We start from the raw sequence: 25355 nt of genomic DNA, 5'->3' as shown, positions 1-25355 counted from the left end.
AAAGGAGAGCCCCTGCCAGGGCATTTACCGATGGTTTATCGCCGCTTCGAAAAACTGATTGATATCTTCCGTGACGCCCCGAGCTCGGCCCCGCCGAACCGGGTCCTGCCCTTCTACACCTATTATCTGAAACAAGTCTGGCCCAGCTTCGCCGTGCTGCTGGTGGTGGGCCTGATCGGCGCGCTGATCGAAGTGGCGCTGTTCAGTTACCTGAGTCGCATCATCGACCTGACCCAGGGCACGCCGAATGTGGACTTCTTCAAGATCCACGGCCTGGAACTGGCCTGGATGGCCGTGGTGGCGCTGGTCTTTCGGCCGATCTTCGTGGCCCTGCATGACCTGCTGGTGCACCAGACCCTGAGCCCCGGCATGACCAGCCTGATCCGCTGGCAGAACCACAGCTACGTGCTCAAGCAGAGCCTGAATTTCTTCCAGAACGACTTCGCCGGGCGCATCGCCCAGCGCATCATGCAGACCGGCAACTCCCTGCGCGACTCGGCAGTACAGGCCGTGGATGCGTTGTGGCACGTGCTGATCTATGCCGTCAGTTCCCTGGTGCTGTTCGCCGAAGCCGACTGGCGCCTGATGATTCCGCTGCTGATGTGGATCGCTGCCTACATCGGCGCCCTCTGTTACTTCGTGCCAAGGGTCAAGGAGCGCTCGGTGGTGTCGTCCGATGCCCGCTCCAAGCTGATGGGCCGGATCGTCGACGGCTACACCAACATCACCACCCTGAAGCTGTTCGCCCACACCAACTTCGAACAGCAATATGCCCGCGAAGCCATCCAGGAACAGACCGAAAAAGCCCAACTGGCCGGCCGCGTGGTGACCAGCATGGACGTGGTCATCACCAGCATGAACGGGATGCTGATCGTCGGCACCACGGCGCTGGCCTTGTGGCTGTGGACCCAGTCGCTGATCAGCGTGGGTGCCATTGCCCTGGCGACCGGGCTGGTGATCCGCATCGTCAACATGTCCGGCTGGATCATGTGGGTGGTCAACGGCATCTTCGAAAACATCGGCATGGTCCAGGACGGCCTGCAGACCATCGCCCAACCGGTCAGCGTCACCGACCGCGACCAGGCCAAGCCCTTGGCGGTCGCTCGCGGCGAGGTGCGTTTCGAGCACGTGGATTTCCACTATGGCAAGAAAAGCGGTGTGATCGGCGACCTCAACCTGACCATCAAGCCCGGTGAGAAAATCGGCCTGATCGGCCCGTCCGGCGCGGGCAAGTCCACGCTGGTCAACCTGCTGCTGCGCCTCTATGACGTGCAGGGCGGGCGCATCCTCATTGACGGCCAGGACATCGCCGAAGTCGGCCAGGAAAGCCTGCGCGAACGCATCGGCATGATCACCCAGGACACCTCGCTGCTGCACCGCTCGATTCGCGACAACCTGCTTTACGGCAAGCCCGACGCCACCGATGCACAACTCTGGGAAGCCGTACGCAAGGCCCGCGCCGATGAATTCATCCCGTTACTCTCGGACGCCGAAGGCCGCACCGGCTTCGATGCCCATGTCGGTGAACGTGGCGTGAAACTGTCCGGCGGCCAGCGCCAGCGCATCGCCATTGCCCGGGTGCTGCTCAAGGACGCGCCGATCCTGATCATGGACGAAGCGACCTCCGCGCTGGACTCGGAAGTCGAGGCGGCAATCCAGGAAAGCCTGGAGACGCTGATGCAAGGCAAGACCGTGATCGCCATCGCCCACCGCCTCTCCACCATCGCCCGGATGGACCGGCTGGTGGTGCTGGAAAATGGCCGCATCGCCGAGACTGGCAGCCATGCCGAGTTGCTGGCCCATGGCGGGTTGTATGCGCGGTTGTGGCAGCATCAGACGGGTGGGTTCGTGGGGATCGACTGAGCCGGAACGGGCTCTGTGATGAAGATGCTTGGACCAACCACAGAACCTGTGGCGAGGGGATTTATCCCCGCTGGGTTGCGAAGCAGCCCCAAAAACTTGCACTTCGGTGTGCCAGGCCAATTATATGCAGCTGCTGTGGGGTCGCTACGCGACCCAGCGGGGATAAATCCCCTCGCCACAAAAGCTGACCGCGCCTTGCTCTACTTCTGTGGAGTGCAGCACCACGGCCTTTCTGAAAAATTCTGTCCGGGATCCATCCGGCCCGAACAGCCGCGACATACTCCCCGCCGACCACGGCCAAAACCGCCACCGTCCATGACGCTGGCGGTTTTTTTATGCCGCTGGATTTGTCGCTGCGCTCTGCTGTACTCAGCCCAGGTTCTGGAGATGAACCTGTCGTAATACTGCTGGATGCATAACCGATTATCACGACTGTTTTATCAAGGATGCTTATGTCTTTACTCAAACGTTCAACGACTGAGTTGTTGGGTACGTTCTGGCTGGTATTGGGCGGCTGCGGCAGCGCGGTATTGGCCGCCTCCGGGATTGGCGTGCTGGGGGTTGCCCTGGCCTTTGGCCTGACGGTGTTGACCATGGCATTCGCCATCGGTCATATCTCCGGCTGCCACCTGAATCCGGCTGTGTCGGTGGGTTTGTACGTGGGCGGGCGGTTTCCGGCCAGGGAATTGCCTGCCTACATCATCGCCCAGGTCATCGGTGGCGTGCTGGCTGCCGCGTTGATCTACTTCATCGCCAGCGGCAAGGAAGGCTTTGACCTGGCCGCGTCCGGCCTGGCGTCGAACGGTTACGGCGAGCATTCACCCGGTGGGTATTCGTTGGCGGCAGGTTTTGTGACCGAGCTGGTCATGACGGCGATGTTCATCCTGATCATCCTCGGCGCCACCGATAAACGTGCCCCGGCCGGGCTGGCACCGATTGCCATTGGCCTGGCCCTGACGCTCATCCACCTGATCTCGATTCCCGTCACCAACACGTCCGTCAACCCGGCCCGCAGTACCGGTCCGGCGTTGATCGTCGGCGGCTGGGCCATCGAGCAACTGTGGCTGTTCTGGCTGGCACCGCTGCTGGGTGCTGTCATCGGCGGTGTCGCGTACCGCTGGCTGGGCAACGAAGACCGCTGAGTCACCCTGCGAAGATCAGCACTGCCGATAAGGCAGTGCTGTTTTCGCCTCTTCGGCATAGGCCAGCACTCCCTCTTGCTCGCGCACGAGAAAGTCCGCCACAGCCGCTTTCAACCCCGAATGACGCAAGTAATGCCACGAGCGGGTAATCACCGGCTCGAACCCACGAATCAATTTGTGCTCACCCTGGGCCCCGGCATCAAAGCGCTGCAAGCCATGGGCAATCGCGTAATCCATGCCTTGATAGAAGCAGGTTTCGAAGTGCAGGCGGTCGAATTCCGCCAGGCAACCCCAGTAACGCCCGTAGAAACTGTCGCCGCCCACCAGGCTGAACGCCATCGCCACCGGCCGTGAACCTTGCTTGGCCAAGACCACGCGAATAGCCTCGGGCATGCGCTCGGCCAGCAGGCTGAAGAACGCCCGGGTCAGGTACGGCGCCTGTCGACGCACCGCGTAGGTGTTGGCGTAACAGGCGTAGACAAAGTCCCACTGGGCCTCGTCCAGTTGCCGGCCTTCGAGCCATTCGAACGCGATGCCCTGCCCCGCCACCTGTTCACGCTCCTTGCGCATCTGCTTGCGCTTGCGCGAACTGAGGGCATCGAGAAAATCCTGGAAGTCCCGATAACCACGATTTTTCCAGTGGTACTGGCAGCCGATCCGCTGCAACCAGCCTTCTTGCCCGGCCAGCGCCGCGTCGGTGAAGGCGTCGGTGAAGTTAATGTGGGCGCTGGAAAGCCCTTCGATGTCCAGATAACCCGGCAGGCTGCCCAGCAACTCCAGGCCGTCCTCCACACGGGCCGCCAGCAGTCGTGGGCCACTGACCGGACTGAACGGCACCGCCGTCAGCAGCTTGGGGTAGTAATCGATCCCGGCCCGGGCACAGGCATCGGCCCAGGCGTGGTCGAACACGTATTCACCGTAGGAGTGCCACTTGCGATAACTGGGCAAGGCCGCCAGCAGACGACCGTCTTCAATGTGCAGCAAATGCTCGGCTTGCCAACCGGATTGTGGGCCGAGGCTGGCGCTGTCTTCCAGGGTGCTCAGGAAGGCGTGGCGCAGGAACGGTTGGTTGGCAGGCACCAGGGCGTCCCATTCTTGCGGCGCGATGGCGGACAAGCTGTCGAAAACGTGAAGCGGCATGCGGTTCCCCGAAATCCAGGCGGCGGATGGGACGAGTATCGCCGATCCTGACCGGGCAGGCATAAAAAAACCCCGCCAGAGGCGGGGTTCAAAGGAGCTTTAACGGATGAAGCAAGAACGCTGTATCAAATCAGCACGGTTTAGAACACGTACTGGGCACGAACAACCACACCTTTGCCATCGTCATCGCCATTGGCGTTGGTGACGTTGTCGGTCTTGGCCTTGACGTAAGCGGCAGTGATTTTCACCGCCTCGTTGGCGTACCAGTTCACGCCCAGGTTGTGCACCTTGGCTTCGGCATCGCCCACGTCGCGGGTGGCGGAGGCGGTGGTGATGTTGTCGTCTTCGACGGTCATGCTGTCGAAGCGATAGAACACTTCCCACGCGCCGATGGACTTGTTCTGGGGTTTGATCGCGTCAAACTTGCCGACTTTATAACCACGGGATTCACCGGTGATGGTGTAGGCGCCCTGGACGTAGAAGCCGTGGCCCTTAAGGTCTTCGAAGGCGTCGCTGTCAGCCTTGGTCTTGCGGGAAATGTATTCACCCTGGATCGACGCAGGCCCCATGGCGAAAGCGGCTTCCAGGCCGTAAGCGGTATCCGTGTCGTACGAACCGGCCGGCGAGTTGTTGGCGCCGCCCAGTACCGGACGGTTACCGTTAGGACCCGCATCGTTGCCGCCCAGGGTTTCAACGCCACGCATGCCCAGACGGGAGCGATAACGCGCGTCGAACGCGGTGTCGGAAACGTCACGGGAGGCTACGTTCAAACCGAAGTGCAACACGTTGCCAGCTTCGTGCATCGGAGCGAACACGAAGCGACCGTTGGCTTGCTTGATGCTGTTGCCGTCAGTGTCGTCGGTGTCCTTGCTGAACACACCGGCCGAGGCATAGAACGAATCGGCGAAGGTGCTGGAAGCTTGGATGCCCAGACCGTTCTGGTGGCCGTTGGCCCAGTCGATCAGGTCGTAGGCGGCGTTGCGCTCAGGAGCAGTCACCCACTTGGAGCTGGTGGCTTTTTCCAGGCCGAAGTCGGGGTCGAAACGACCGACCTTGATCGAAACCGGCTTGAAGCCGTTGTAGGCCAGGGATGCTTCGTCGAAGTAGCCGTTATCGGAGTCGCCACTGTTGTGGGAGAAGTCGTAGTTGATGGTGTAGGCCCAATCCGTGTACAGCACGCCAGACAGTTCCAGAAAGCCACGGCGGATGTACGCGGCATCGGCCTTGTCACCATTGTCGGTGTAGATACCGTTGAACTGGCTGTAGTCAGCCTGCAAACGACCACCGAGCTTGAAGCTGAACTCTTTGTCAGTGGTGGCGACCTCGAGGCCGCCCTTGGTTTTGACCACGATATCGGCGCCGTCAGTGGTGACGGTGCCGGCGAAAGCCTGGGCGGTTACTGCCATGGCCAGTGCGCTGGCGGCAAAACCTGCGAAGTGCTTGCGAATCATCGAAGAATTCCCCTGTTGGTAGTCTATGCGTTAGAAAACACGCGGAACTGGGCCCGCTGGTGTTGGGAGGGGATCTTGGCGACCGGTTGTGTCAGGCGAGTTGCTATCACATAAAGATTTTATGACAGCGGAACTTTTTACTTCGAATGGGAATAACCAGCACAACGGCAAGCCCCTTGTGGGAGCGGGCTTGCTCGCGATGGCGGTATGTCAGTGACAGATTTGTTGCCTGATGCGCCGCCATCGCGAGCAAGCTCGCTCCCACAGGGGTAGGTGGTTTCTCAGGTCTCAGCGGATGTTTCGGCGACGTTCGGCGGCGAGTTTTTCGGCGAGGTGATCCAGATCGGGAATGGGGGCTTCAGGAAGCTTTTTGAGGGTCGCCTGCATCAGGCGCATCTGGCGGATAAACCGCCGGCAGTTGGGGCAGAACATCAGGTGGTGACGCACCATCAGGCGTTCACGAAAGCTCAGTTGACCATCGAGATAATCGCTGGAGCGCGCCACTTGTTCCTTGCAGGTCAGCATTCGCCGGTTTCCTCGAAATGTTCCACGGTCGCGAAGACCTTCAGCCGGGCGCGATGCAACAGCACGCGTACGTTGGAGAGCGAGATGTCGAGAAGATTACAGATCTCTTCCGGCTCCAGCCCCTGGCGTTCCCGCAGGGTCAACACGCTGCCTTGCAGTTCCGACAGGCTGAGCAGGGTGTGTTCAAGGCAATCGCGCAATTCGCTCATCGTGAGCAACGCCTCCGGTGTGTCCTGGTGCCAGGCGAACGGCGCCAGCAGCCAATGGCCATCGGCGGCGAAGCGCTCATCGCCCAGGGTGCCGTGGGGCGACGGCAGATCATCGAGCAGTACTTCCCGGCGGTTCTGCTTGTAACGGCCCTTGGCGGCGTTGGCAGTGATCGTCAGCAGCCAGGTCTTGAGACTGGAACGCCCCTGGAAACCGTTGAGATTGCGCACCACCGACAACCACGCGTCCTGCACCACTTCATCGGCATGGCGACTGCCGACGATGGCATAGGCCACCGCCCGCATGGGGCCCTGGTAGGTGCTGACCAGTTCCTTGTAGGCCTGCTGCTCACCGGCCAGGAGGCGTGTGAGCAGGAGGGTGTCGTCGGTGGCCGTCATTCAACGCCCCATTGCCTGGAAGGACTGGCTATGTTTTTGTGGCGAGGGGATTTATCCCCGCTGGGTTGCGAAGCGACCCTGATATCTGCCATTGCGGTACATCAGGATGTATTCATTGCCTGCTTTGGGGCTGCTACGCAGCCCAGCGGGGATAAATCCCCTCGCCACAATACATCCCGTTGCCAGTCATCAATGCTTACGCAGAATCACGCTGCCAATCGAGTACCCAGCGCCAAACGAGCTGAGCACGGCAACCGAGCCGCTGGGCAAATCATCCTGATATTTGTGAAACGCGATTACCGAACCCGCCGAACTGGTGTTGGCGTAGCGATCGAGAATCACGGGGGCTTCCGCTTCGGTGGCTTCGCGGCCCAGCAATTTGCGCACGATCAGGTGGTTCATGCTCAAGTTGGCCTGGTGCAGCCAGAAGCGTTTCACGTCACCGACGTTCAGTTGGTTTTCTTCCAGGTGGGTACCGATCAGCTCGGCCACCATCGGGCAGACGTCGCGGAACACTTTGCGGCCTTCCTGGACGAACAACTTGTCGCAGCTGCCGATGCCCTCTTCGGCGGCGCGGTTGAGGAAGCCGAAGTTGTTGCGGATGTTATTGGAAAACTTGGTGAGCAGCTTGGTGCTGACCACGTCGAACTGGTACGGCGAAGTCGCCAGGTCAGCCCGTTCGATGATCACGGCGGTGGCCGCGTCGCCGAAGATGAAGTGGCTGTCGCGGTCACGGAAGTTCAGGTGGCCGGTGCAGACTTCCGGGTTGACCATCAGGATCGCCCGGGCCTGGCCCAGTTGTACGCTGTTGGCCGCGGCCTGGATGCCGAACGTCGCCGAGGAACAGGCCACGTTCATGTCGAAACCGAAACCTTCGATGCCCAGGGCTTCCTGGACCTCGATGGCGATGGCCGGATATGCGCGCTGCAGGTTGGAACAGGCGACGATCACGCCGTCGATATCGGCGGCCGTGCGGCCGGCGCGCTCAAGGGCCTGTTTCGCAGCACCGACAGCCATTTCGCAGAGCACCGACCACTCGTCGTTGGAGCGCTCGGGCAGGCGCGGCGCCATGCGTTGCGGGTCGAGGATGCCGTCCTTGTCCATGACAAAGCGACTCTTGATGCCGGAGGCCTTTTCGATGAACGCGGCGTTGGATTCGGTCAATGCCTCGACTTCACCGCGCTCGATGGCGTCGGCGTTGTCGGCATTGAACTGCGCAACATAGGTATTGAACGATTGCACCAGCTCTTCGTTGGAGATGCTATTGGCCGGGGTGTACAGGCCGGTGCCGCTGATGACGACGTTATGCATGGGTCGTGTCTCTGATCTGTTCAGGCAGAAAGTATTGGCACCGACGTGCCAATACACAAAGGGACTTTTCCCATCCGGGGAAGCAGCCCTGGCATCGCTTTATTCCGGATCCGCCCGTGGCGTTGACGCTCGAAACCACGGAACCGGCATTTATAGGCGCGAAGTTTGCCATAAACGCTGGCGTTTGGCCCATTCTCCCTTCTTCACCACACAAAACCCTGTGGGAGCGGGCTTGCTCGCGAAGGCGGTGGGTCAGCTTGCAACAATGTTGAATGTGCAATTGCATTCGCGAGCAAGCCCGCTCCCACAGGGGTTATGAGTATCACCTGACTTCTGCGATCAGCCTTCCACCACGCTCCACTGCTTACCCAGGCGTTTGTCGGAAATCGGCACCTTGGTCCCCAACTGCTGGGCAAACAGCGACACCCGGTATTCCTCCAGCCACCAGCGGTACAGTTCCAGCTGCGGATCGCGCTTGCCTTCCTGGGCGTGTTTGCTGGCGCGGGCCTGGTATTGGGCCCAGAGGTTCGACAGTTCGCCACTCCAGACCCGGTCTTTCTGCACCTGGCTGCCCAGTTTCTCGAAACGTTGTTCGATGGCCTTGAGGTAGCGCGGCAGTTCCTTGAGCCACTGATGCGGGGTTTCCCGCACGAAGCCCGGGTACACCAGGTGACTGAGTTGCTGCTTGATGTCGTTCAGCGCCACGGCCTGGGCCAGGTCGATCTTGCCCTTGAAGCGTTTTTGCAGGCCATGCCAGAGCTTGAGGATGTCCAGGGTCAGCTTCGCCAGGCGTTCGGCGTGTTCGGTCCAGCCGCCGCGCTTGCGCTCGGCCAGGGCAGCCAAGGCGGCGCCGTCGCGGGGCAGGCTCGCTTCACCTTCGAGCACGCAGCTGTCGAGGCTGGCCAGCAGGATGTCTTCCACCAGGCCGTCGATGCGGCCCAAGTCGCGGTACAGCAGGCCCAGCTCCGTCAGCCCCGGCAACTTGCCCCGCAGGAACTTCGCCGACTCCGCCAATTGCTGCATCAACAAGCGCTGCAAGGCGCGGCGATGCTGGAATTCGGCTTCGGCCGGGGTCGGGAAACGCCCTTCCTTGACCACGCCGCCCTCTTCCACCAGCGCCGGGTAGACCGTCATCGACAGCCCGGCAATCTTCTGTTGGGTTTTCTCGGCCACCGGCGCGAAGATTTTCGCCTCCACCGGCGCCTGGCTCTTGGCCGTTTGCGGCACGGCCAAGGCGGCCTGGCTGGCTTCGGCAAAACGCGCCGTCAGTTCGGCCAGGTCCCGGCCTTCACCCAGGAACTTGCCCTGGCCGTCGACGATTTCCAGGTTCATGCGCAGATGGCTTTCCACCTGCTGCGCCGCTTCCACCCAGGCTTCGTCGCTGACCCGCGCCCCGGTCATGCGCAGCAGCTCGCGGCCCAGGGCTTGCGGCAACGAACCCTCGGCGAAGGTGATGCGTTGCAGCGCCGCCTTGACGAAGTCCGGCACCGGCACGAAGTTCTTGCGCAGGGCCTTGGGCAGGTTGCGCACCAGAGCGATGCACTTGGCCTCGATCATCCCCGGCACCAGCCATTCCAGGCGTTCCGGCGGCAGCATCGGCAACAACGGCGCCGGCACACGCAAGGTCACGCCGTCGCGGGGATGGTTGGGCTCGAAGTGATAGCTCAGCGGCAAGGTCAGGTCACCGACGCGCAAGGTGTCCGGGTAATGCGCGGCGGTGACTTCACTGGCCTCGCGGGCCAACACGTCTTCCTCGCGCATGATCAGTAATTGCGGGTCTTTCTGGCTGTTGATCCGGTACCAACTGTCGAACGTCGCGGTCTGGTGAATCTCAGCCGGCAAGCGTGCATCGTAGAACGCAAACAGGGTTTCTTCGTCCGCCAGGATGTCGCGGCGGCGGGCCTTGGCTTCCAGTTCGTCAAGCTGCTCCAGCAAGCGGGTATTGGCGCTCAGGCACTTGGCCTTGGACTGGATCTCGCCGCGCACCAGCGCCTCGCGGATGAACAACTCCCGCGACACCACCGGGTCGACCGGCCCGTAGTGCACCGGTCGGCGACCGACCACGATCAGTCCGAACAGGGTGATCTGCTCATAGGCCACCACTTGTCCGCGCTTCTTCTCCCAGTGGGGTTCGAAGTGGTTTTTCTTGATCAAGTGCCCGGCCAACGGCTCGATCCAGTCCGGCTCGATCTTGGCCACCATGCGCGCATACAGCTTGGTGGTTTCCACCAGTTCGGCGGTCATCAGCCACTGCGGACGTTTCTTGCCCAAGCCCGATGACGGATGAATCCAGAAGCGCCGCTGACGGGCGCCGAGGTAGTCGCCGTCTTCGGTTTTCTGGCCGATCTGGCTCAACAGGCCCGAGAGCACCGCCTTGTGCAGTTTCGGGTAATCCGCCGATTCCTTATTGAGGCTCAACTGCATGTCGCGGCAGATCAGGCTCAACTGGCGATGGGAATCGCGCCACTCGCGCAAGCGCAGGTAATTGAGGAAGTTCTTGCGACACCAGTTGCGCAGCGGGCTGGCGGTCAGGGCCTGGCGCTGTTCTTCGAAACCGCGCCACAGATTGACCAGCCCGGCGAAATCCGAGTCCGGGTCCTTCCATTGGGCATGGGCCTGGTCGGCCGCCTGTTGGCGCTCCGGCGGACGCTCGCGCGGGTCCTGGATCGACATGGCGCTGGCGACGATCAACACTTCCTGCAGGCTGCCCAGCTTCGCCGCCTCCAGCAGCATACGGCCCATGCGCGGGTCCACCGGCAAACGCGCCAACTGCCGACCGAGCGGGGTCAGCTGACTGTTGCGGTCCACCGCCGAGAGTTCTTGCAACAGGTTGAAACCGTCGCTGATGGCCTTGCCGTCCGGCGGTTCGATGAACGGGAAATCAGTGATTTCGCCGAGGCGCAGGTGCAGCATCTGCAGGATCACCGCCGCCAGGTTGGTGCGCAGGATCTCGGGGTCGGTGAATTCCGGCCGACCGAGGAAATCTTCCTCGCTGTACAACCGCACACAAATCCCCGGCTCGACCCGTCCGCAACGGCCTTTGCGCTGGTTGGCGCTGGCTTGGGAAATGGCTTCGATGGGCAGGCGCTGGACCTTGGCGCGATAGCTGTAGCGGCTGATGCGCGCGGTGCCGCTGTCGATCACGTAGCGGATACCGGGCACGGTGAGCGAGGTTTCGGCGACGTTGGTCGCCAGCACCACGCGACGGCCCGGGTGGGATTGGAAGATCCGCTGTTGTTCGGCCGGCGACAAGCGCGCATACAACGGCAGGATCTCGGTGTGTTTGAGCTGGGCCTTGCGCAGCATCTCCGCCGCGTCGCGAATCTCCCGCTCGCCCGGCAGGAACACCAGCACATCCCCGGGGCTGCGGCGCTCGCTGCGCTCGTAGGCGGCGATTTCATCGAGGGTGGCGAGGATCGCCTGGTCGACGGTCAAGTCGTCCTCGACCCGGTTGCCCTCCTCGTCCTGCTCCAGGGTCAGCGGGCGATACCAGGTTTCCACCGGGAAGGTGCGGCCCGAGACTTCCACGATGGGCGCGTCATCGAAGTGTTTGGAGAAACGCTCCAGGTCGATGGTCGCCGAGGTGATGATCACCTTGAGGTCCGGACGGCGCGGCAGCAGGGTCTTGAGGTAGCCCAGTAGAAAGTCGATGTTCAGGCTGCGTTCGTGGGCTTCGTCGACGATGATCGTGTCGTAGCGCTCGAGGTAGCGGTCGTTCTGGGTCTCGGCCAGCAGGATGCCGTCGGTCATCAGCTTGATCAGGGTGTTGGCGTCGCTCTGGTCCTCGAAGCGCACCTGATAACCCACCAGCGCGCCCAACGGCGTCGCCAGCTCCTCGGCCACACGGCTCGCCACGCTACGGGCGGCGATCCGGCGCGGCTGGGTGTGGCCGATCAGGCCGTGCTGGCCGCGGCCGATTTCCAGGCAGATCTTCGGTAACTGCGTGGTTTTGCCTGAGCCGGTCTCGCCGGCGATGATCAGCACCTGATGCTTGAGCAACGCCGCCTTGATTTCGTCGCGCTTGGCGGCGATCGGCAAATTGTCGTCGTAGCGGATCACCGGCAGGCTCGCCTTGCGCGCCAGCACCTGGTCGCACGACGCCTGCATGCGCGTCACCCACTGGGCCAGCTTGGCCTCATCGGGTTTCTTGCGCAGCTCGAGCAACTGCCGCCGCAACCGGTGACGGTCGGCAAGCATGGCGTGGTCGAGGTTTTTCAGCAGCTTGTCGATAGCGGGGGCTTGGTCAGTCATCAGGTACGCAAGGGTCGTCGGTTTGTGCAGGGGGCAGATTGTCGCAGATTTGCGGCCATTGCGCCGAACACGCAAAGCAGCCCACCGCCCCCCCCTTGTGGGAGCGAGCTTGCTCGCGATAGCGGTGGTTCAGCGTGCATTGATGTTGACTGGTACACCGCCATCGCGAGCAAGCTCGCTCCCACAGGGGCTCGCAGGATTCAAGGTCGCCGGTTATTCGTTATCCAGGTCCTTGCGCCGATATGGAAACACATCGATCACCTTCCCCGCCCGGATCGCCTCTTGCAGGCTTTTCCAGTAGTCGGCGTTGTACAGCTCGCCGTGCAACTGGTCGAACAGCTTGCGCTGCCCCGCGTCGGCGAACAGGAACGGCGGGAATTCTTCGGGGAACACGTCCAGCGGCCCGATGGAGTACCAGGGCTCGGAGGCCATTTCGTCTTCCGGGGTGCGGGGCTGGGGGATGTGGCGGAAGTTGGCTTCGGTCAGGAAGCAGATTTCATCGTAGTCGTAGAACACCACGCGGCCGTGGCGGGTCACGCCGAAGTTCTTGAGCAGCATGTCGCCGGGGAAGATATTCGCCGCCGCCAGTTGCTTGATGGCCAGGCCATAATCTTCCAGCGCCTCGCGCACCTGGTCTTGGTTGGCGTTTTCCAGATAGAGGTTCAGCGGGGTCATGCGCCGTTCGGTCCAGCAGTGGCGAATCAGCACCGTGTCGCCTTCCACCGACACCGTGGACGGCGCCACTTCCAGCAATTCCTCCAGGCACGCCGGCTCGAACTTGCCCAGGGGAAAACGGAAATCGGCAAATTCCTGGGTATCGGCCATGCGTCCGACCCGGTCGACGCTTTTCACCAGGCGGTACTTTTCGATCACCGTGGCGCGGTCGACGTTTTTCGACGGCGAGAAACGGTCCTTGATGATCTTGAAGACGGTGTTGAAGCCCGGCAGCGTGAAGACGCTCATGACCATGCCGCGCACGCCCGGCGCCATGATGAACTGGTCGTCGGTGTTCGCCAGATGATTGATCAGCGCCCGGTAGAACTCGGATTTGCCGTGTTTGTAGAAACCGATGGAGGTGTACAGCTCGGCGATGTGCTTGCCCGGCAGGATACGCTTGAGAAAGCCGATGAATTCCGCTGGCACCGGCACGTCCACCATGAAGTACGAGCGGGTGAACGAGAAGATGATCGACACCTGCGCCTCGTCGGTGATCAGCGCGTCGATCTGGATGCCCCGGCCTTCGCGGTGCAGCAGTGGGATCACCAGCGGCCATTGCTCATCGCGGGTGTAGATCCGGCCCACCAGGTAAGCGCCCTTGTTGCGATAGAGCACGGAAGAAAACAACTCCACCGTCAGCTCCGGGTCCTTGCACACCCAGTCCGGCAGGTTCTCCCGCAGTTGGGCTTCGAGACGCTGCAGGTCGCCTGGCAGGTCGGCGTAATCTTCGCTGAAGCGGTAGTCGGAGAACACGCTCGCCAACATCCGGTCCAACTGCCCCTGGGGTTTGTAGGTGCGGGTCTGGGCGGCGCGGGCGCGGCGCAGGCTGGGTCGGGTGGTGTGGATGAACATGGTGCCGTCGCTGATCAGGTCATGACTGAACAGCCCGCAGAAGATCGAGTTGTACCAGGTCTCGGACAGCTCATCGTCGAAGCGCAGGTCGATCAGGCTGATGTAGGCGCTTTTGACCAGCGGCCAGCAGCCGACATCCATCAACGACTCAGCGTCGAAGGTCGCGCGCAATCGAGTGACGGTTTCAAAGACTTTTTCTTCATACAAATTGATTCGCGCCGCCGAAGCCGCTTGGGCTTCCAGCCACCGGGCCTGCTCGAACCGGGCACGGGCACCATCGGTGATCTGCCGGAAATGCTCACGATAATCGTCGAAGCCGTCGAGGATCGAACGGGCGATATCGGTAGCGGGCCATGGCTGCGGCATAGGGTAAACCTCGGCGGGTCATGCGTGTTATGGGCGACTGAGCTTAGAGGCCAATCGCGCGGCAACGCAACCATTGCCATCGGTATTCAGGGCGGCGACACTTGCCGACCAAACAAGGAAGGAATGATTCGTGAACCCCGTCGATATCCTGCGCCTGCTCTCATTGGCCGCCATCTGGGGGGCGAGCTTCCTGTTCATGCGCATTATCGCCCCCGTCATTGGCACGATCCCCACCGCCTTTTTCCGCGTATCCATCGCCTTCGTCGGGCTGTTGGTGATTCTGGCGCTGATGCGCGTCGACTGGAATTTTCGCGGCAAGTTGAAAGTCGTGATGATGCTGGGCCTGATCAACTCAGGTATCCCGGCGACGTTTTACTCGCTGGCCGCCCAAGTGCTGCCGGCCGGTTACTCGGCGATATTCAACGCCACCACGCCGCTGATGGGGGTATTGATCGGCGGATTGTTCTTCCACGAAAAATTCACGGTGGCCAAGGTCAGTGGGGTGTTCCTGGGATTGCTCGGCGTCGGCATCCTGACCCGTGCCGGCCCGGTGGCCTTCGACCTGCAATTGCTGATGGGCGCCCTCGCCTGCCTGCTCGCCACCACGTGCTACGGCTTCGCCGGTTTTCTCACCCGCCGCTGGCTCGATCATCAAGGCGGGCTGGACAGTCGCCTTTCAGCCCTGGGCAGTATGTTTGGCGCCACGGTATTTTTGTTGCCACTGTTTGGCTACAGCGTCATCAGCCAGCCGCCCGTCAGCTGGGGTGGTTGGAGCGTCTGGTTGTCACTGCTGGGGCTGGGCCTGGTGTGCACCGCGCTGGCGTACATCCTTTATTTCCGCCTGCTCAGTTCCATCGGCCCGGTCAAATCCATGACCGTGACGTTCCTGATCCCGCCGTTCGGCGTGCTGTGGGGAGCCTTGCTGCTGGATGAGCCGCTGGGGATGGCGCATCTGTATGGCGGGGTGTTGATTGCGGCGGCGTTGTGGCTGGTGTTGAAGCCAGGGGCGGTGAAACCGGCTGAAGTCTCTGCCCGGTAATCCATCGGTGTGGCTGAATAGGCCATCGCGAGCAAGCTCGCTCCCACAAAAGGGCTGCGCATAACCCTGTGGGAGCGAGCTTGCTCGCGATAGCGGTGGTACAACCAGCGAATAACTAAGGGCTAACGGCTTTTACGAAACACAAACACCAACCCCACGATGATCAGCCCCATCCCCAGCCAGCTCAACAACGCCAGCCGATTGCCAAACACCAGGTAGTCCATGATCGCCGTCACCGCCGGCACCAGGTAGAACAGGCTGGTGACATTCACCAGGTTGCCCCGGGCGATCAGACGGTACAGCAGCAACGTCGCCAGCACCGACACCACCAGCCCCATCCACAACACTGGCCCGATGAAGCCCACGCTGTACTCAAAGTGAAACGGCTGGAATGGTACGAACACCGCGCACAATACGAGCCCGGCCAGGTACTGCACAGGCAGGGTGCCCAAGGGATTATCGGTGATGCGCTTCTGCATGATGGAACCGGCCGTCATGCTCACCAGGGCCAGCAAACCGCAAAGCATCCCGGCCAGGGACATGCCGGCCAGGCCGATCCCCTGGTACACCACCATGACCAATCCCACCAACCCCAGCGCCAGGCCGAACAGGCGCTGCCAGGAGCGCTGGCGCTCCACGAGCACCACGGTAAGGATCGGCTGCACGCCCATCAACGTCGCCATGACCCCTGGGGTGACGTTCATCTGCAGGGCCAGCAGATAAAAGATCTGATAGGCCCCCAGCAACACCAGCCCGGTGGTCGCCGCGTACAGCATCGGCCTGCCGGTTTTCGGCAGTTTGAACTTGAACACCGGGATCAACAGCACCAGCGCCGACAGGGCGATGGCAAAACGGATCAGCAAAAAGGCAAAAGGTGAAGCGTGGGCCAGGCCGAGCTTGGAAAAGATCGCCCCGCTGCTCCACAGCAGAACGAACAGGCTCGTGGAAGCCGCCGCCAATAAGGCGTTTTTGGATAGGGAAAACATGAATACCACCTGTAGTCAGGCAAAAAGCCAACTCAGCCGAAGCTGAAGTCCAGTAGTTGTTTCAGGCGAGCACAGGGGATGACAGCAGTTGCCGATCAGCCCTGAACGCCAACACCCGGCGGTGATACGACGGCGTACACCGGTGGGTTACTGGCTGGTGGGGGGTATTGACCGATCTGCGCAGGCTGCTGATTCCCGCACGGCACGACGCCAGCGCTGAACGCTGGGACGACAACCGCGATGACAGGGGATGCAGGCATGAGCCGATCTCTTGGAGGGTGGGTTCGAGAACCCGACAAGCGCTGACTATAACCAGCGCTCGAAGTGTTACGCAATGTTTAAACGAATAACCAATAGCCGAGGACCGTCAGCACCGCGACCGCCAATACTGGCCGCATCACCCGGTAGGCCTTGGGATGCTTGCGTTTGAACTGCTTGACCCGGCCGCTGATGCCGTCACTGAACGTCTTGCTCCAGGCATAGGCCCGGTTGATGCCGCCGACGTGTTCATCCTCCAGGTTCTGCGGCGCAGTGGCGCGGCCAAGAAAGGCGCTGATGGCGCGGTTGAGACGGGTCATCAGCCGGCTTTTCAAGGGTCGTTCGATGTCACAGAACAGGATCACCCGAGTCTGCGGCGTTTCGTTCTTGACCCAGTGCACGTAGGTCTCATCGAACATGACGTCTTCGCCATCGCGCCAGGCATAGATCTGACCGTCAACGAAGATCCGGCAGTCGTCGGAATTGGGCGTGGACAGCCCGAGGTGATAGCGCAGGGAACCGGCAAACGGGTCTCGATGGGGGTTCAAGTGGCTGCCGCCCGGCAACAGGGCAAACATCGCGCCGCGCACATTCGGGATCTGGTTGACCAGCTCGACGGTGCGGGGACACAGCAATTCGGCCGACGGCAGCGCTTTGTCGTACCACTTGAGGTAGAAGCGCTTCCAGCCTTTCTTGAAGAACGAACCAAAGCCCGCGTCATTGTTCTTTTCCGCGGCCCGGATGTACCCCTCGTCGAACAGGTGCATGGCCTCGTCGCGGATGACTTGCCAATTGTCCTTGAGCACATCGAGCTCGGGAAACTTGCTGCGGTCCAGATAAGGTTTGGACGGCACGCCGGAGAACAGGTACATCAAGGCGTTGTAGGGAGCGAACAATGCCGAGTGGTTAACGAACTGGCGCAATACCGGCAGACGCGCCTTACCGCGCAGATGCACGTACAGCGTACTGCCCAGGAACAGCAGCAACACCGAGGCCTTGGCGACGAACGAAACGGTCATTTTATAACTCCTTGTCCAAAACAACTTACGCAACGCCATCAGCCCGACGCAGCGGCCGGCCATGTTATAGATCGCTGCCGGGCCCGGAAACTACCCGGCGCAACATTCACTGTTGAAAATTACGCAACAATTCCCTTCTTAACATGCATGGCCTGAATCTTGGCTGAAGCTCATCAACTTCACTGCTGAGTCTCCTGCTCAGTAAACAAATCACTGAACAACATGCTCGACAGATACCGCTCACCCGAATCCGGCAGGATCACCACGATGGTCTTACCCTGCATTTCCGGTTTTTCCGCCAGGCGCACGGCCACGGCCATCGCCGCGCCACAGGAAATCCCGCAGAGGATGCCCTCCTCCTGCATCAAGCGCAGGGCCATGACCTTGGATTCGTCATCAGTGACCCGCTCAACCTGATCGACGATCGACAGGTCGAGGTTCTTCGGCACGAATCCCGCACCAATCCCCTGGATCTTATGAGGGCTGGGCTTGATCTCCTGGCCCGCCATTGCCTGGGTAATCACCGGTGAAACCTCCGGCTCGACCGCCACCGACAGGATCGGCTTGCCGCAGGTGTTCTTGATGTACCGCGAAATCCCGGTAATGGTTCCTCCGGTGCCCACGCCCGCTACCAGCACGTCAACCGCACCGTCGGTGTCGTTCCAGATTTCCGGGCCGGTGGTTTTTTCATGAATCGCCGGGTTCGCCGGGTTATCGAACTGCTGCGGCATGAAGTATTTGGAAGGGTCGCTGGCCAGGATCTCGGCCGCTTTCTCGATGGCCCCTTTCATCCCCTTGGCCGGCTCAGTGAGCACCAGCTCCGCCCCCAGGGCCTTGAGCACCTTGCGCCGTTCGATACTCATCGACGCTGGCATCGTCAGCATCAGCTTGTAGCCACGGGCGGCGGCGACAAACGCCAGGCCGATCCCGGTGTTGCCCGACGTGGGCTCGACGATGGTCATGCCAGGCTTGAGCTTGCCCGAGCTTTCAGCGTCCCAGATCATGTTCGCGCCGATCCGGCACTTGACCGAATACCCTGGGTTACGCCCTTCGATCTTGGCCAGGATGGTCACGCCACGCGGGGCGATACGGTTGATCTGCACCAGTGGCGTATTGCCAATGGAATGGGCGTTGTCTGCAAATATACGGCTCATGACTGGGTCCTTGATGCAGCGGGAAATTTAAGCATTTAAAGGTATGCCTGTTGCTCTTGGGCGTCCAGTTGCACCGAACGTTCCAGTGGCTACGACAGTCAATGGCATTAGTCCCCCTAACAATGCTGGAGACTGACATGAAGCGTCGATACAGCTGGCCACTGTGGACTCTCGCCGCCATCGTTGCGGTGCTCGTGGTCCTGCATTTCACCCTGCCTTACCTGGTACGCGACTACCTGAACGACAAGCTCGCCGACATGGGCGACTATCGCGGCCAGGTGATCGACGTGGACCTGGCGCTCTGGCGTGGAGCCTACCGGATCAACGGCCTGAAAATCGTCAAGGTCGACGGCAAGGTCCCGGTGCCATTTGTCGACGCGCCGTTGATCGACCTGTCCGTGAGCTGGCATTCGCTGTGGTACGACCATGCCGTGGTGGCCGAGGTAGAGTTCGCCCGCCCCGAAGTGAACTTCGTCGACGGCGGGGCCAACCGGCAGAACTCCCAGACCGGCCAAGGCACCAACTGGCGGGAGCAATTGAGTAAGCTGCTGCCCATCACCCTCAACGAAGTGCGGATCAGGGACGGCAAGGTCACCTTTCGCAATTTCAATTCCAAGCCTCCGGTCAACCTGCGGGCCACCGATGTCGACGCCAGTTTTTACAACCTGACCAACGTGGTCGACACCGAAGGCAAACGCGATGCCCGTTTCGAGGGCAAGGCCTTGGTGGCCGAACATGCGCCCCTGGAAATGCAGGCCACCTTCGACCCGTTGAGCAACTTCGAGGACTTCGACTTCCGCCTGCGGGCCACAAACATCGAACTCAAGCGCCTGAACGATTTCGCCGCGGCCTATGGCAAATTCGATTTCAACGCCGGCCACGGCGACCTGGTGGTCGAGGCCGAAGCCGACAATGCCCGACTCAGCGGCTACATCAAGCCACTGTTGCGTGATGTCGATGTGTTCGACTGGCAACAGGACGTGGAAAACAAGAACAAAAACATCTTCCGCTCCGTCTGGGAGGCACTGGTCGGCACGGGTGAGACAGCCCTCAAGAACCAGCGCAAGAACCAGTTCGCCACCCGGGTGGAACTCAGTGGCAACGTTCATCAGCAGGACATCAGCGCCTTCGAAGCCTTCCTGCAGATTCTGCGCAACGGTTTCGTCCAGGCGTTCAACGCTCGCTATGAACAACCACCGCCTTCGACCAACTAGGGCTTGCGCGTGACGGTGTAGCGGCCGATCGGTTCCGCCGCCGCGATGCCCGCGCCACGCTGCAGCGAGTCCCATCCCAGGCACGCCAGGGCCAGCGAACGCGGTACAGCCTCGCGCCCACTGCTATAGCGGCTGATGCTGCGAGCGCTGACCCCGAGGGCTTCGGCGGCCTTGTTCAACGGCAAGCCGGTACGGGCACGCCAACCGATGAAGATACGGGTATTTTCATCCACGGCATTCTGCGCCAGCGCATCCAGATACAAGGTATCGGCCCCGATCTGGATATCCAGTTCGGGCCATTCCACGCTCCAACCATCGTCCCCCAGGCTCGCGCCTCCAAACGCTGCCTCTTTCAGCAAAGGCTGCAAGCCTGGGTAACGTTGCACGTCGGCACTCAAGTCCAACGTCAGTCGCTGCCCGTCGATGAACGTCAGTTCAAGACTGAACGGGAATAAGGCCTGCACGGCCAATAGCCGCGGCCGTTTCATGGGTAGCATCGTTTCCAGTCCTCCAACAGTTGCGCCTGGTGAACCCTGACCCAGTCCAGCGCTTCCTTGATGATCAACGGCGGCGCGCGGCCCATCATCACTTCCACGGTGTCCAGGCTCAGCATCACATCCAACCCACCACCCGTCAGGTGAACAGGGGGCGGTGGAGGGTCTCGTTCACGCAGTTGAATGCGGTAAGTATTCTTGAATCGATATTTAGTAGACATGCACCAAACATATCGCCAAATTGGCGATATGCAATACTGGCAAGCGGCCGAGACTGAGTCAACATGTGACGCTCCATTCAGAGACTGAATACAGCGTCTGCGTTCACAGTCGCCGGGGCGCCGCGTTATAGTCGGGCATGACATTTATTTCGCGCGCCCTGCCTCATCAGGCCGGCGACACCGTTCGAGGAATTGCAGATGAAGTTCGAAGGCACCCGCGCCTACGTGGCCACCGATGACCTGAAACTGGCCGTCAACGCCGCCATCACCCTGGAGCGGCCGCTGCTGGTCAAGGGCGAACCGGGCACCGGCAAGACCATGCTCGCCGAGCAACTGGCCGAGTCCTTCGGCGCACGCCTGATCACCTGGCACATCAAGTCCACCACCAAGGCTCACCAGGGCCTGTACGAGTACGACGCGGTCAGCCGTCTGCGGGACTCGCAACTGGGCGTGGACAAAGTCCATGACGTGCGCAACTACCTGAAGAAGGGCAAGCTCTGGGAAGCGTTCGAGTCCGAGGAGCGGGTGATCCTGCTGATCGACGAAATCGACAAGGCCGACATCGAGTTCCCCAACGACCTGCTGCAAGAACTCGACAAGATGGAGTTCTACGTCTACGAGACCGATGAAACCATCAAGGCCAAGCAGCGGCCGATCATCATCATTACCTCCAACAACGAAAAAGAGCTGCCGGATGCGTTCCTGCGCCGCTGCTTCTTCCACTACATCGCCTTCCCCGACCGTGTCACCCTGCAGAAAATCGTCGACGTGCATTATCCGGACATCAAGAAGGACCTGGTCAGCGAAGCGCTGGACGTGTTCTTCGACGTGCGCAAGGTGCCGGGCCTGAAGAAAAAACCTTCCACCTCCGAACTGGTGGACTGGCTCAAGCTGCTGATGGCCGACAACATCGGCGAAGCGGTGCTGCGCGAGCGTGATCCGACCAAGGCCATCCCGCCGCTGGCCGGGGCCCTGGTCAAGAACGAACAGGACGTGCAACTGCTCGAGCGCCTGGCGTTCATGAGCCGCCGCGGCACTCGCTGATCCTCTTCGTTTAACAAGAGCGAGGGCGATTGCCATGCTACTTAACCTGTTCAATGAAATGCGCGCCGCCAAGGTGCCCGTGTCGGTGCGTGAACTGCTGGACCTGATCAACGCGCTGAAACAGCGGGTGATCTTCGCCGACATGGACGAGTTTTATTACCTGTCCCGGGCGATCCTGGTGAAGGACGAACGGCATTTCGACAAGTTCGACCGGGCGTTCGCCGCCTACTTCAACGGCTTGGAGAAACTCGACGATCATCTCCAGGCGCTGATTCCCGAAGACTGGTTGCGCAAGGAGTTCGAGCGCTCGTTGACTGACGAAGAGCGGGCGCAGATCCAGTCCCTGGGTGGTCTGGACAAGCTGATCGAAGAGTTCAAGAAACGCCTGGAAGAACAGAAGGAACGCCATGCCGGCGGCAACAAGTGGATCGGCACCGGCGGTACCAGCCCATTCGGCTCCGGCGGCTTCAATCCCGAGGGCATTCGCGTCGGCGATGCCGGCAAGCGCCAAGGCAAGGCCGTGAAGGTCTGGGACCAGCGCGAGTACAAGAACCTCGACGACCAGGTGGAACTGGGCACCCGTAACATCAAGATTGCCCTGCGCCGCCTGCGCAAGTTCGCCCGCCAAGGTGCGGCCGAAGAGCTGGACATCGACGGCACCATCGACCACACCGCCCGGGACGCCGGCCTGCTGAACATCCAGATGCGCCCGGAACGACGCAACACCGTGAAGTTGTTGCTGCTGTTCGACATCGGCGGCTCGATGGATGCCCACGTGAAAATCTGCGAAGAACTGTTCTCGGCCTGCAAGACCGAGTTCAAGCACCTGGAGTATTTCTACTTCCACAATTTTGTGTACGAGTCAGTGTGGAAGAACAACCTGCGCCGCACCTCGGAACGCACGTCGACCCAGGATTTGCTGCACAAGTACGGCGCCGACTACAAAGTGATCTTCATCGGCGACGCCGCCATGGCCCCTTATGAAATCACCCAGGCCGGCGGCAGCGTCGAACACTGGAATGAAGAGGCCGGCTATGTGTGGATGCAGCGCTTCATGGAGAAGTACAAGAAACTCATCTGGATCAACCCTTATCCCAAAGACACCTGGGGCTATACCGCCTCGACCAATATCGTGCGCGAATTGGTGGAAGACCGGATGTATCCGCTGACCTTGCGGGGTTTGGAGGAAGGGATGCGGTTTCTGTCCAAGTAGATTCTTTGGTGCCCTCTAGGGCCTCATCGCGAGCAAGCTCGCTCCCACAGGGGATCTTTTGTGTGATGAAGATCCAGTGTGGGAGCGAGCTTGCTCCGGGCGGCGATCCGACGATGCTTTTAGCGGTCCAGAAAACTGCGCAGACACTCCACCTGCTGCCGATGCGCAACCTCCTGCACCACCGGCCGCAACCGCACCTGCGCACCCGGCAGGCATTGCGCCAGTCGGGCCAGGGCCAACGGCGTCAAGGCGCCCAGGCGTGGATAACCGCCGATGGTTTGTCGATCGTTGAGCAACACGATCGGCTGGCCGTCCGGCGGCACCTGCACGGCGCCCAGGGGGATGCCCTCGGAGATCATCGACGGGCCCTGGTATTCCAGCGCCGTGCCGAGTAACCGGATACCCATGCGGTCAGCGCGACTGTCCAGCGTCCAGGCGATATTGAACGCGTCGTACAGGCTTTGCCCGCTGAACGCCCCATTCTGCGCTCCGAGGATCAGGTCCAGCGGCGAGTCCTGCTGAAAATCCGGAATGAGCGCGCGAGGAATGGGCCGAGGCGTCGCCAAGCCCGAATAGCTCAGGTGCGCGCCGCGACTCAGCGCCCGCCCCCGTCCATCCAGGCCACCGAGCTCTTCACGTACCACCGTCGACCGGCTACCCAGTACCGCAGGCGCATTGAATCCGCCAGGGGCCGCCAGGTATGCCCGGGCACCGAGTACAGGCTGGGTGAGCGCCAACGTCTGCCCCTTTCGCAGGCTGAAAAAGCGCCACGATGCCACCGGCTGACCGTCTACCCGCGCGCCCAGGTCCGCCCCGGTCAACGCCAGCACGCAATCCTCTTCGGCCACCACCGTGAAGCCGCCGAGGGTGATTTCCACCACTGCCGCGTCCGGGGCGTTGCCCAGCATCCAGTTGGCCCAGGCCATCGACAGCCAATCCGCCGCCCCGCCCTGGGTCACGCCCAAATGCCTGACGCCGAAACGGCCGGTGTCCTGCAACAGGCACAGCGGTGTGCTGGCCTCGATCAATAGACGGCTCATGCCTGGGCCTCCAGCGGTGTGTCGTCGCCGCCCAGTGCGATGAATTCGGCGTGATCCACGGCGGCGAAGCGCACCGTGTCGCCGGGCTGCATCAAGCTGTAGCCGTCGCGCTCGCGGTCGAACAGTTTGGCCGGGGTGCGGCCGATCAGGTTCCAGCCACCGGGCGATACCACCGGATACGCCGCCGTCTGACGCTCGGCGATCCCGACGCTGCCCGCCGCTACCCGCTTGCGCGGCGTGTCGAGGCGTGGCGCGGCCAGCACTTCGTCCACCAACCCCATGAAGGCGAATCCAGGTGCAAAGCCCAGGGCGAACACCTGGTACTCGCGCTCGCTGTGGCAGCGGATCACCTGCTCCACCGTCAAGCCGCCGCGGCTCGCCAACAGGTCCAGCTCCGGGCCGACACTGGGGTCGTACCACACCGGCAGCACATGGCATTGGCCGACCGAGCGGGCATCGGGTGAAAGGTTTCTCAGCGCCTCGCCGATCAGATCCCGGGCCTGGGCCGGCGTCAGCGCCAACATATCGTAGTGCACCATCAGCGTGGTGTAGGACGGCACCAGATCGATCAGATGCTCGGCAAATACCGCTTTGAGACGCGCACTGGCGGCGAGCATCCACGGCATGTTGCTCTCGGCGATCTCATCGAACAATCGGACCATCAGGCAGTCCACCGCCACCACTTCCAAGCGTGGCGTCATGGCGCGCTCTGCCGATTCAGCGCTTCGCGGATACGTTGCACAGCGGCCACGGAACTGGCGTTGTCACCGTGCACGCACAACGTGTTGGCCTTCAGATTCAGGGCGCTGCCATCGCTGGCAGTCAGCGCATCGCCGCGGGCAATGGTCAGGGCTTGCTCGATGATGACCTCGGGATCGTGGTGCACGGCTCCCGGCGCTTGCCGCGAAACCAGGCGGCCGGCACTGTCATAGGCACGGTCGGCGAAGGCTTCGAACCACAGGGTCAGGCCATACTCATCGCCCAGGGCCTGGGCGGCGCTGTTGTCCCGGGTCGCCATGAGCATCAACGGCAATTGCCGGTCATAGGCGGCAACCGCCTGGATCACGGCACGCAGTTGCGCTGGATTGGCCATCATGTCGTTGTACATCGCCCCATGGGGTTTGACGTAGCTGACCTGCCCGCCCTGGGCCCGGCAAATGCCGTCGAGGGCGCCGATCTGGTAATGCAGCAAATCCTGCAACTCCTGGGCGCCATAAGCCATGGACCGCCGGCCAAAGCCGGCCAGGTCTTGATAGGCCGGGTGCGCGCCGATCCGCACGCCGTGGCTCAGGGCCAGGCTGACGGTCTTGCGCATGATGCTCGGGTCGCCGGCATGAAAGCCGCAGGCGATGTTGGCGCAATCGATGAAAGGCATCACCTCAGCATCCAGACCCATGGTCCAGCTGCCGAAGCTCTCGCCAATGTCGCAGTTCAATAGCAGGCGGTTCAC

Annotated in this window: 21 protein-coding genes; 6 read left to right on the top strand and 15 right to left on the bottom strand. The window is 61.5% G+C overall.

All coding sequences use genetic code 11. The features are described 5' to 3' along the window. The first annotated feature begins 30 nt into the window (after positions 1 to 30). Together LOY70_RS07685 and aqpZ are read left to right on the top strand one after the other, a co-directional pair. Positions 31 to 1863, top strand: coding sequence for an ABC transporter ATP-binding protein (locus LOY70_RS07685; protein ID WP_265035185.1), 1833 nt, complete (start codon positions 31 to 33; stop codon positions 1861 to 1863). 452 nt (positions 1864 to 2315) lie between these two features. Continuing rightward, positions 2316 to 3005 carry an aquaporin Z gene (gene aqpZ / locus LOY70_RS07680; protein ID WP_123414708.1) on the top strand — a complete coding sequence of 230 codons (690 nt, stop codon included), beginning with the start codon at positions 2316 to 2318 and terminating at the stop codon, positions 3003 to 3005. 15 nt (positions 3006 to 3020) lie between these two features. Here the strand turns inward: aqpZ and LOY70_RS07675 are convergent, their stop codons facing one another. The 7 genes from LOY70_RS07675 to aceK form a co-directional block, all read right to left on the bottom strand. Continuing rightward, positions 3021 to 4145 carry a GNAT family N-acetyltransferase gene (locus LOY70_RS07675; RefSeq protein WP_265035182.1) on the bottom strand — a complete coding sequence of 375 codons (1125 nt, stop codon included), beginning with the start codon at positions 4143 to 4145 and terminating at the stop codon, positions 3021 to 3023. Positions 4146 to 4285: 140 nt separating this feature from the next. Continuing rightward, entirely contained in the window at positions 4286 to 5596 is a 1311-nt protein-coding gene (locus LOY70_RS07670) for an OprO/OprP family phosphate-selective porin (RefSeq protein WP_265035180.1), read from the bottom strand. Between the two features lie 288 nt (positions 5597 to 5884). Beyond that, complete coding sequence (locus LOY70_RS07665) at positions 5885 to 6121, bottom strand: anti-sigma factor family protein (protein ID WP_265035177.1); 237 nt, start codon at positions 6119 to 6121, stop codon at positions 5885 to 5887. Continuing rightward, a complete protein-coding gene (locus LOY70_RS07660; RefSeq protein WP_265035175.1) occupies positions 6115 to 6726 on the bottom strand; it encodes an RNA polymerase sigma factor in 612 nt (203 codons plus the stop codon). The genes LOY70_RS07665 and LOY70_RS07660 overlap by 7 nt, the downstream gene beginning before the upstream one ends. Before the next feature lie 189 nt (positions 6727 to 6915). Then, positions 6916 to 8037, bottom strand: a complete 1122-nt coding sequence (locus tag LOY70_RS07655) for a beta-ketoacyl-ACP synthase III (RefSeq protein ID WP_265035172.1) — start codon at positions 8035 to 8037, stop codon at positions 6916 to 6918. Between the two features lie 339 nt (positions 8038 to 8376). Continuing rightward, positions 8377 to 12288, bottom strand: coding sequence for an ATP-dependent RNA helicase HrpA (gene hrpA / locus LOY70_RS07650; protein ID WP_265035170.1), 3912 nt, complete (start codon positions 12286 to 12288; stop codon positions 8377 to 8379). Positions 12289 to 12501: 213 nt separating this feature from the next. Then, a complete protein-coding gene (gene aceK / locus LOY70_RS07645; protein WP_123342260.1) occupies positions 12502 to 14223 on the bottom strand; it encodes a bifunctional isocitrate dehydrogenase kinase/phosphatase in 1722 nt (573 codons plus the stop codon). A gap of 130 nt (positions 14224 to 14353) precedes the next feature. On the opposite strand from aceK, the gene LOY70_RS07640 reads away from it, so the two are divergent. Further along, positions 14354 to 15262, top strand: a complete 909-nt coding sequence (locus LOY70_RS07640; protein WP_265035168.1) for a DMT family transporter — start codon at positions 14354 to 14356, stop codon at positions 15260 to 15262. Positions 15263 to 15384: 122 nt separating this feature from the next. On the opposite strand, the gene LOY70_RS07635 is transcribed toward LOY70_RS07640, so the two are convergent. The 3 genes from LOY70_RS07635 to cysK all read right to left on the bottom strand — a co-directional run bounded on the left by LOY70_RS07635 (position 15385) and on the right by cysK (position 18679). Continuing rightward, positions 15385 to 16248, bottom strand: coding sequence for a DMT family transporter (locus tag LOY70_RS07635; RefSeq protein ID WP_265035166.1), 864 nt, complete (start codon positions 16246 to 16248; stop codon positions 15385 to 15387). A gap of 338 nt (positions 16249 to 16586) precedes the next feature. Continuing rightward, positions 16587 to 17525 (bottom strand): aspartyl/asparaginyl beta-hydroxylase domain-containing protein, encoded by a 939-nt coding sequence (locus tag LOY70_RS07630; RefSeq protein ID WP_265035164.1) that lies wholly within the window; start codon positions 17523 to 17525, stop codon positions 16587 to 16589. Positions 17526 to 17704: 179 nt separating this feature from the next. After that, positions 17705 to 18679: a cysteine synthase A gene (gene cysK, locus LOY70_RS07625; RefSeq protein ID WP_265035162.1), complete on the bottom strand. Its 975-nt coding sequence runs from the start codon at positions 18677 to 18679 to the stop codon at positions 17705 to 17707. A gap of 137 nt (positions 18680 to 18816) precedes the next feature. Here cysK and LOY70_RS07620 point away from each other — a divergent pair, with 137 nt between their 5' ends. Continuing rightward, positions 18817 to 19893: a DUF748 domain-containing protein gene (locus tag LOY70_RS07620; protein ID WP_265035160.1), complete on the top strand. Its 1077-nt coding sequence runs from the start codon at positions 18817 to 18819 to the stop codon at positions 19891 to 19893. Here LOY70_RS07620 and LOY70_RS07615 read toward each other — a convergent pair. Together LOY70_RS07615 and LOY70_RS07610 are read right to left on the bottom strand one after the other, a co-directional pair. Then, positions 19890 to 20390, bottom strand: a complete 501-nt coding sequence (locus LOY70_RS07615; protein WP_265035158.1) for a DUF2442 domain-containing protein — start codon at positions 20388 to 20390, stop codon at positions 19890 to 19892. The genes LOY70_RS07620 and LOY70_RS07615 overlap by 4 nt on opposite strands. After that, a complete protein-coding gene (locus LOY70_RS07610) occupies positions 20378 to 20608 on the bottom strand; it encodes a DUF4160 domain-containing protein (protein ID WP_265035156.1) in 231 nt (76 codons plus the stop codon). The genes LOY70_RS07615 and LOY70_RS07610 overlap by 13 nt, the downstream gene beginning before the upstream one ends. A gap of 198 nt (positions 20609 to 20806) precedes the next feature. On the opposite strand from LOY70_RS07610, the gene LOY70_RS07605 reads away from it, so the two are divergent. Both LOY70_RS07605 and LOY70_RS07600 read left to right on the top strand, forming a co-directional pair. Then, on the top strand, positions 20807 to 21652 hold the full coding sequence (locus LOY70_RS07605; RefSeq protein ID WP_025212404.1) for an AAA family ATPase: 846 nt from the start codon (positions 20807 to 20809) through the stop codon (positions 21650 to 21652). 34 nt (positions 21653 to 21686) lie between these two features. Next, positions 21687 to 22865 carry a vWA domain-containing protein gene (locus LOY70_RS07600; protein ID WP_003198888.1) on the top strand — a complete coding sequence of 393 codons (1179 nt, stop codon included), beginning with the start codon at positions 21687 to 21689 and terminating at the stop codon, positions 22863 to 22865. 119 nt (positions 22866 to 22984) lie between these two features. On the opposite strand, the gene LOY70_RS07595 is transcribed toward LOY70_RS07600, so the two are convergent. Genes LOY70_RS07595 through LOY70_RS07585 form a run of 3 tightly spaced genes read right to left on the bottom strand, consistent with a single transcriptional unit; the run spans position 22985 to position 25355 of the window. Continuing rightward, positions 22985 to 23905: a biotin-dependent carboxyltransferase family protein gene (locus tag LOY70_RS07595; RefSeq protein WP_265035151.1), complete on the bottom strand. Its 921-nt coding sequence runs from the start codon at positions 23903 to 23905 to the stop codon at positions 22985 to 22987. Continuing rightward, the gene (gene pxpB / locus LOY70_RS07590; RefSeq protein WP_265035149.1) at positions 23902 to 24606 is read right to left on the bottom strand and encodes a 5-oxoprolinase subunit PxpB; all 705 of its coding nucleotides are present in this window, start codon (positions 24604 to 24606) and stop codon (positions 23902 to 23904) included. Before pxpB ends, LOY70_RS07595 begins: the two co-directional genes overlap by 4 nt. Further along, the gene (locus tag LOY70_RS07585) at positions 24603 to 25355 is read right to left on the bottom strand and encodes a 5-oxoprolinase subunit PxpA (RefSeq protein ID WP_123414722.1); all 753 of its coding nucleotides are present in this window, start codon (positions 25353 to 25355) and stop codon (positions 24603 to 24605) included. Before LOY70_RS07585 ends, pxpB begins: the two co-directional genes overlap by 4 nt.

The organism is Pseudomonas sp. B21-054, from assembly GCF_026016345.1.
GTDB lineage: Bacteria > Pseudomonadota > Gammaproteobacteria > Pseudomonadales > Pseudomonadaceae > Aquipseudomonas.
The sequence above is the reverse complement of the archived record's forward strand: the minus strand, read 5'-3'. Positions and strand labels throughout refer to the sequence as shown.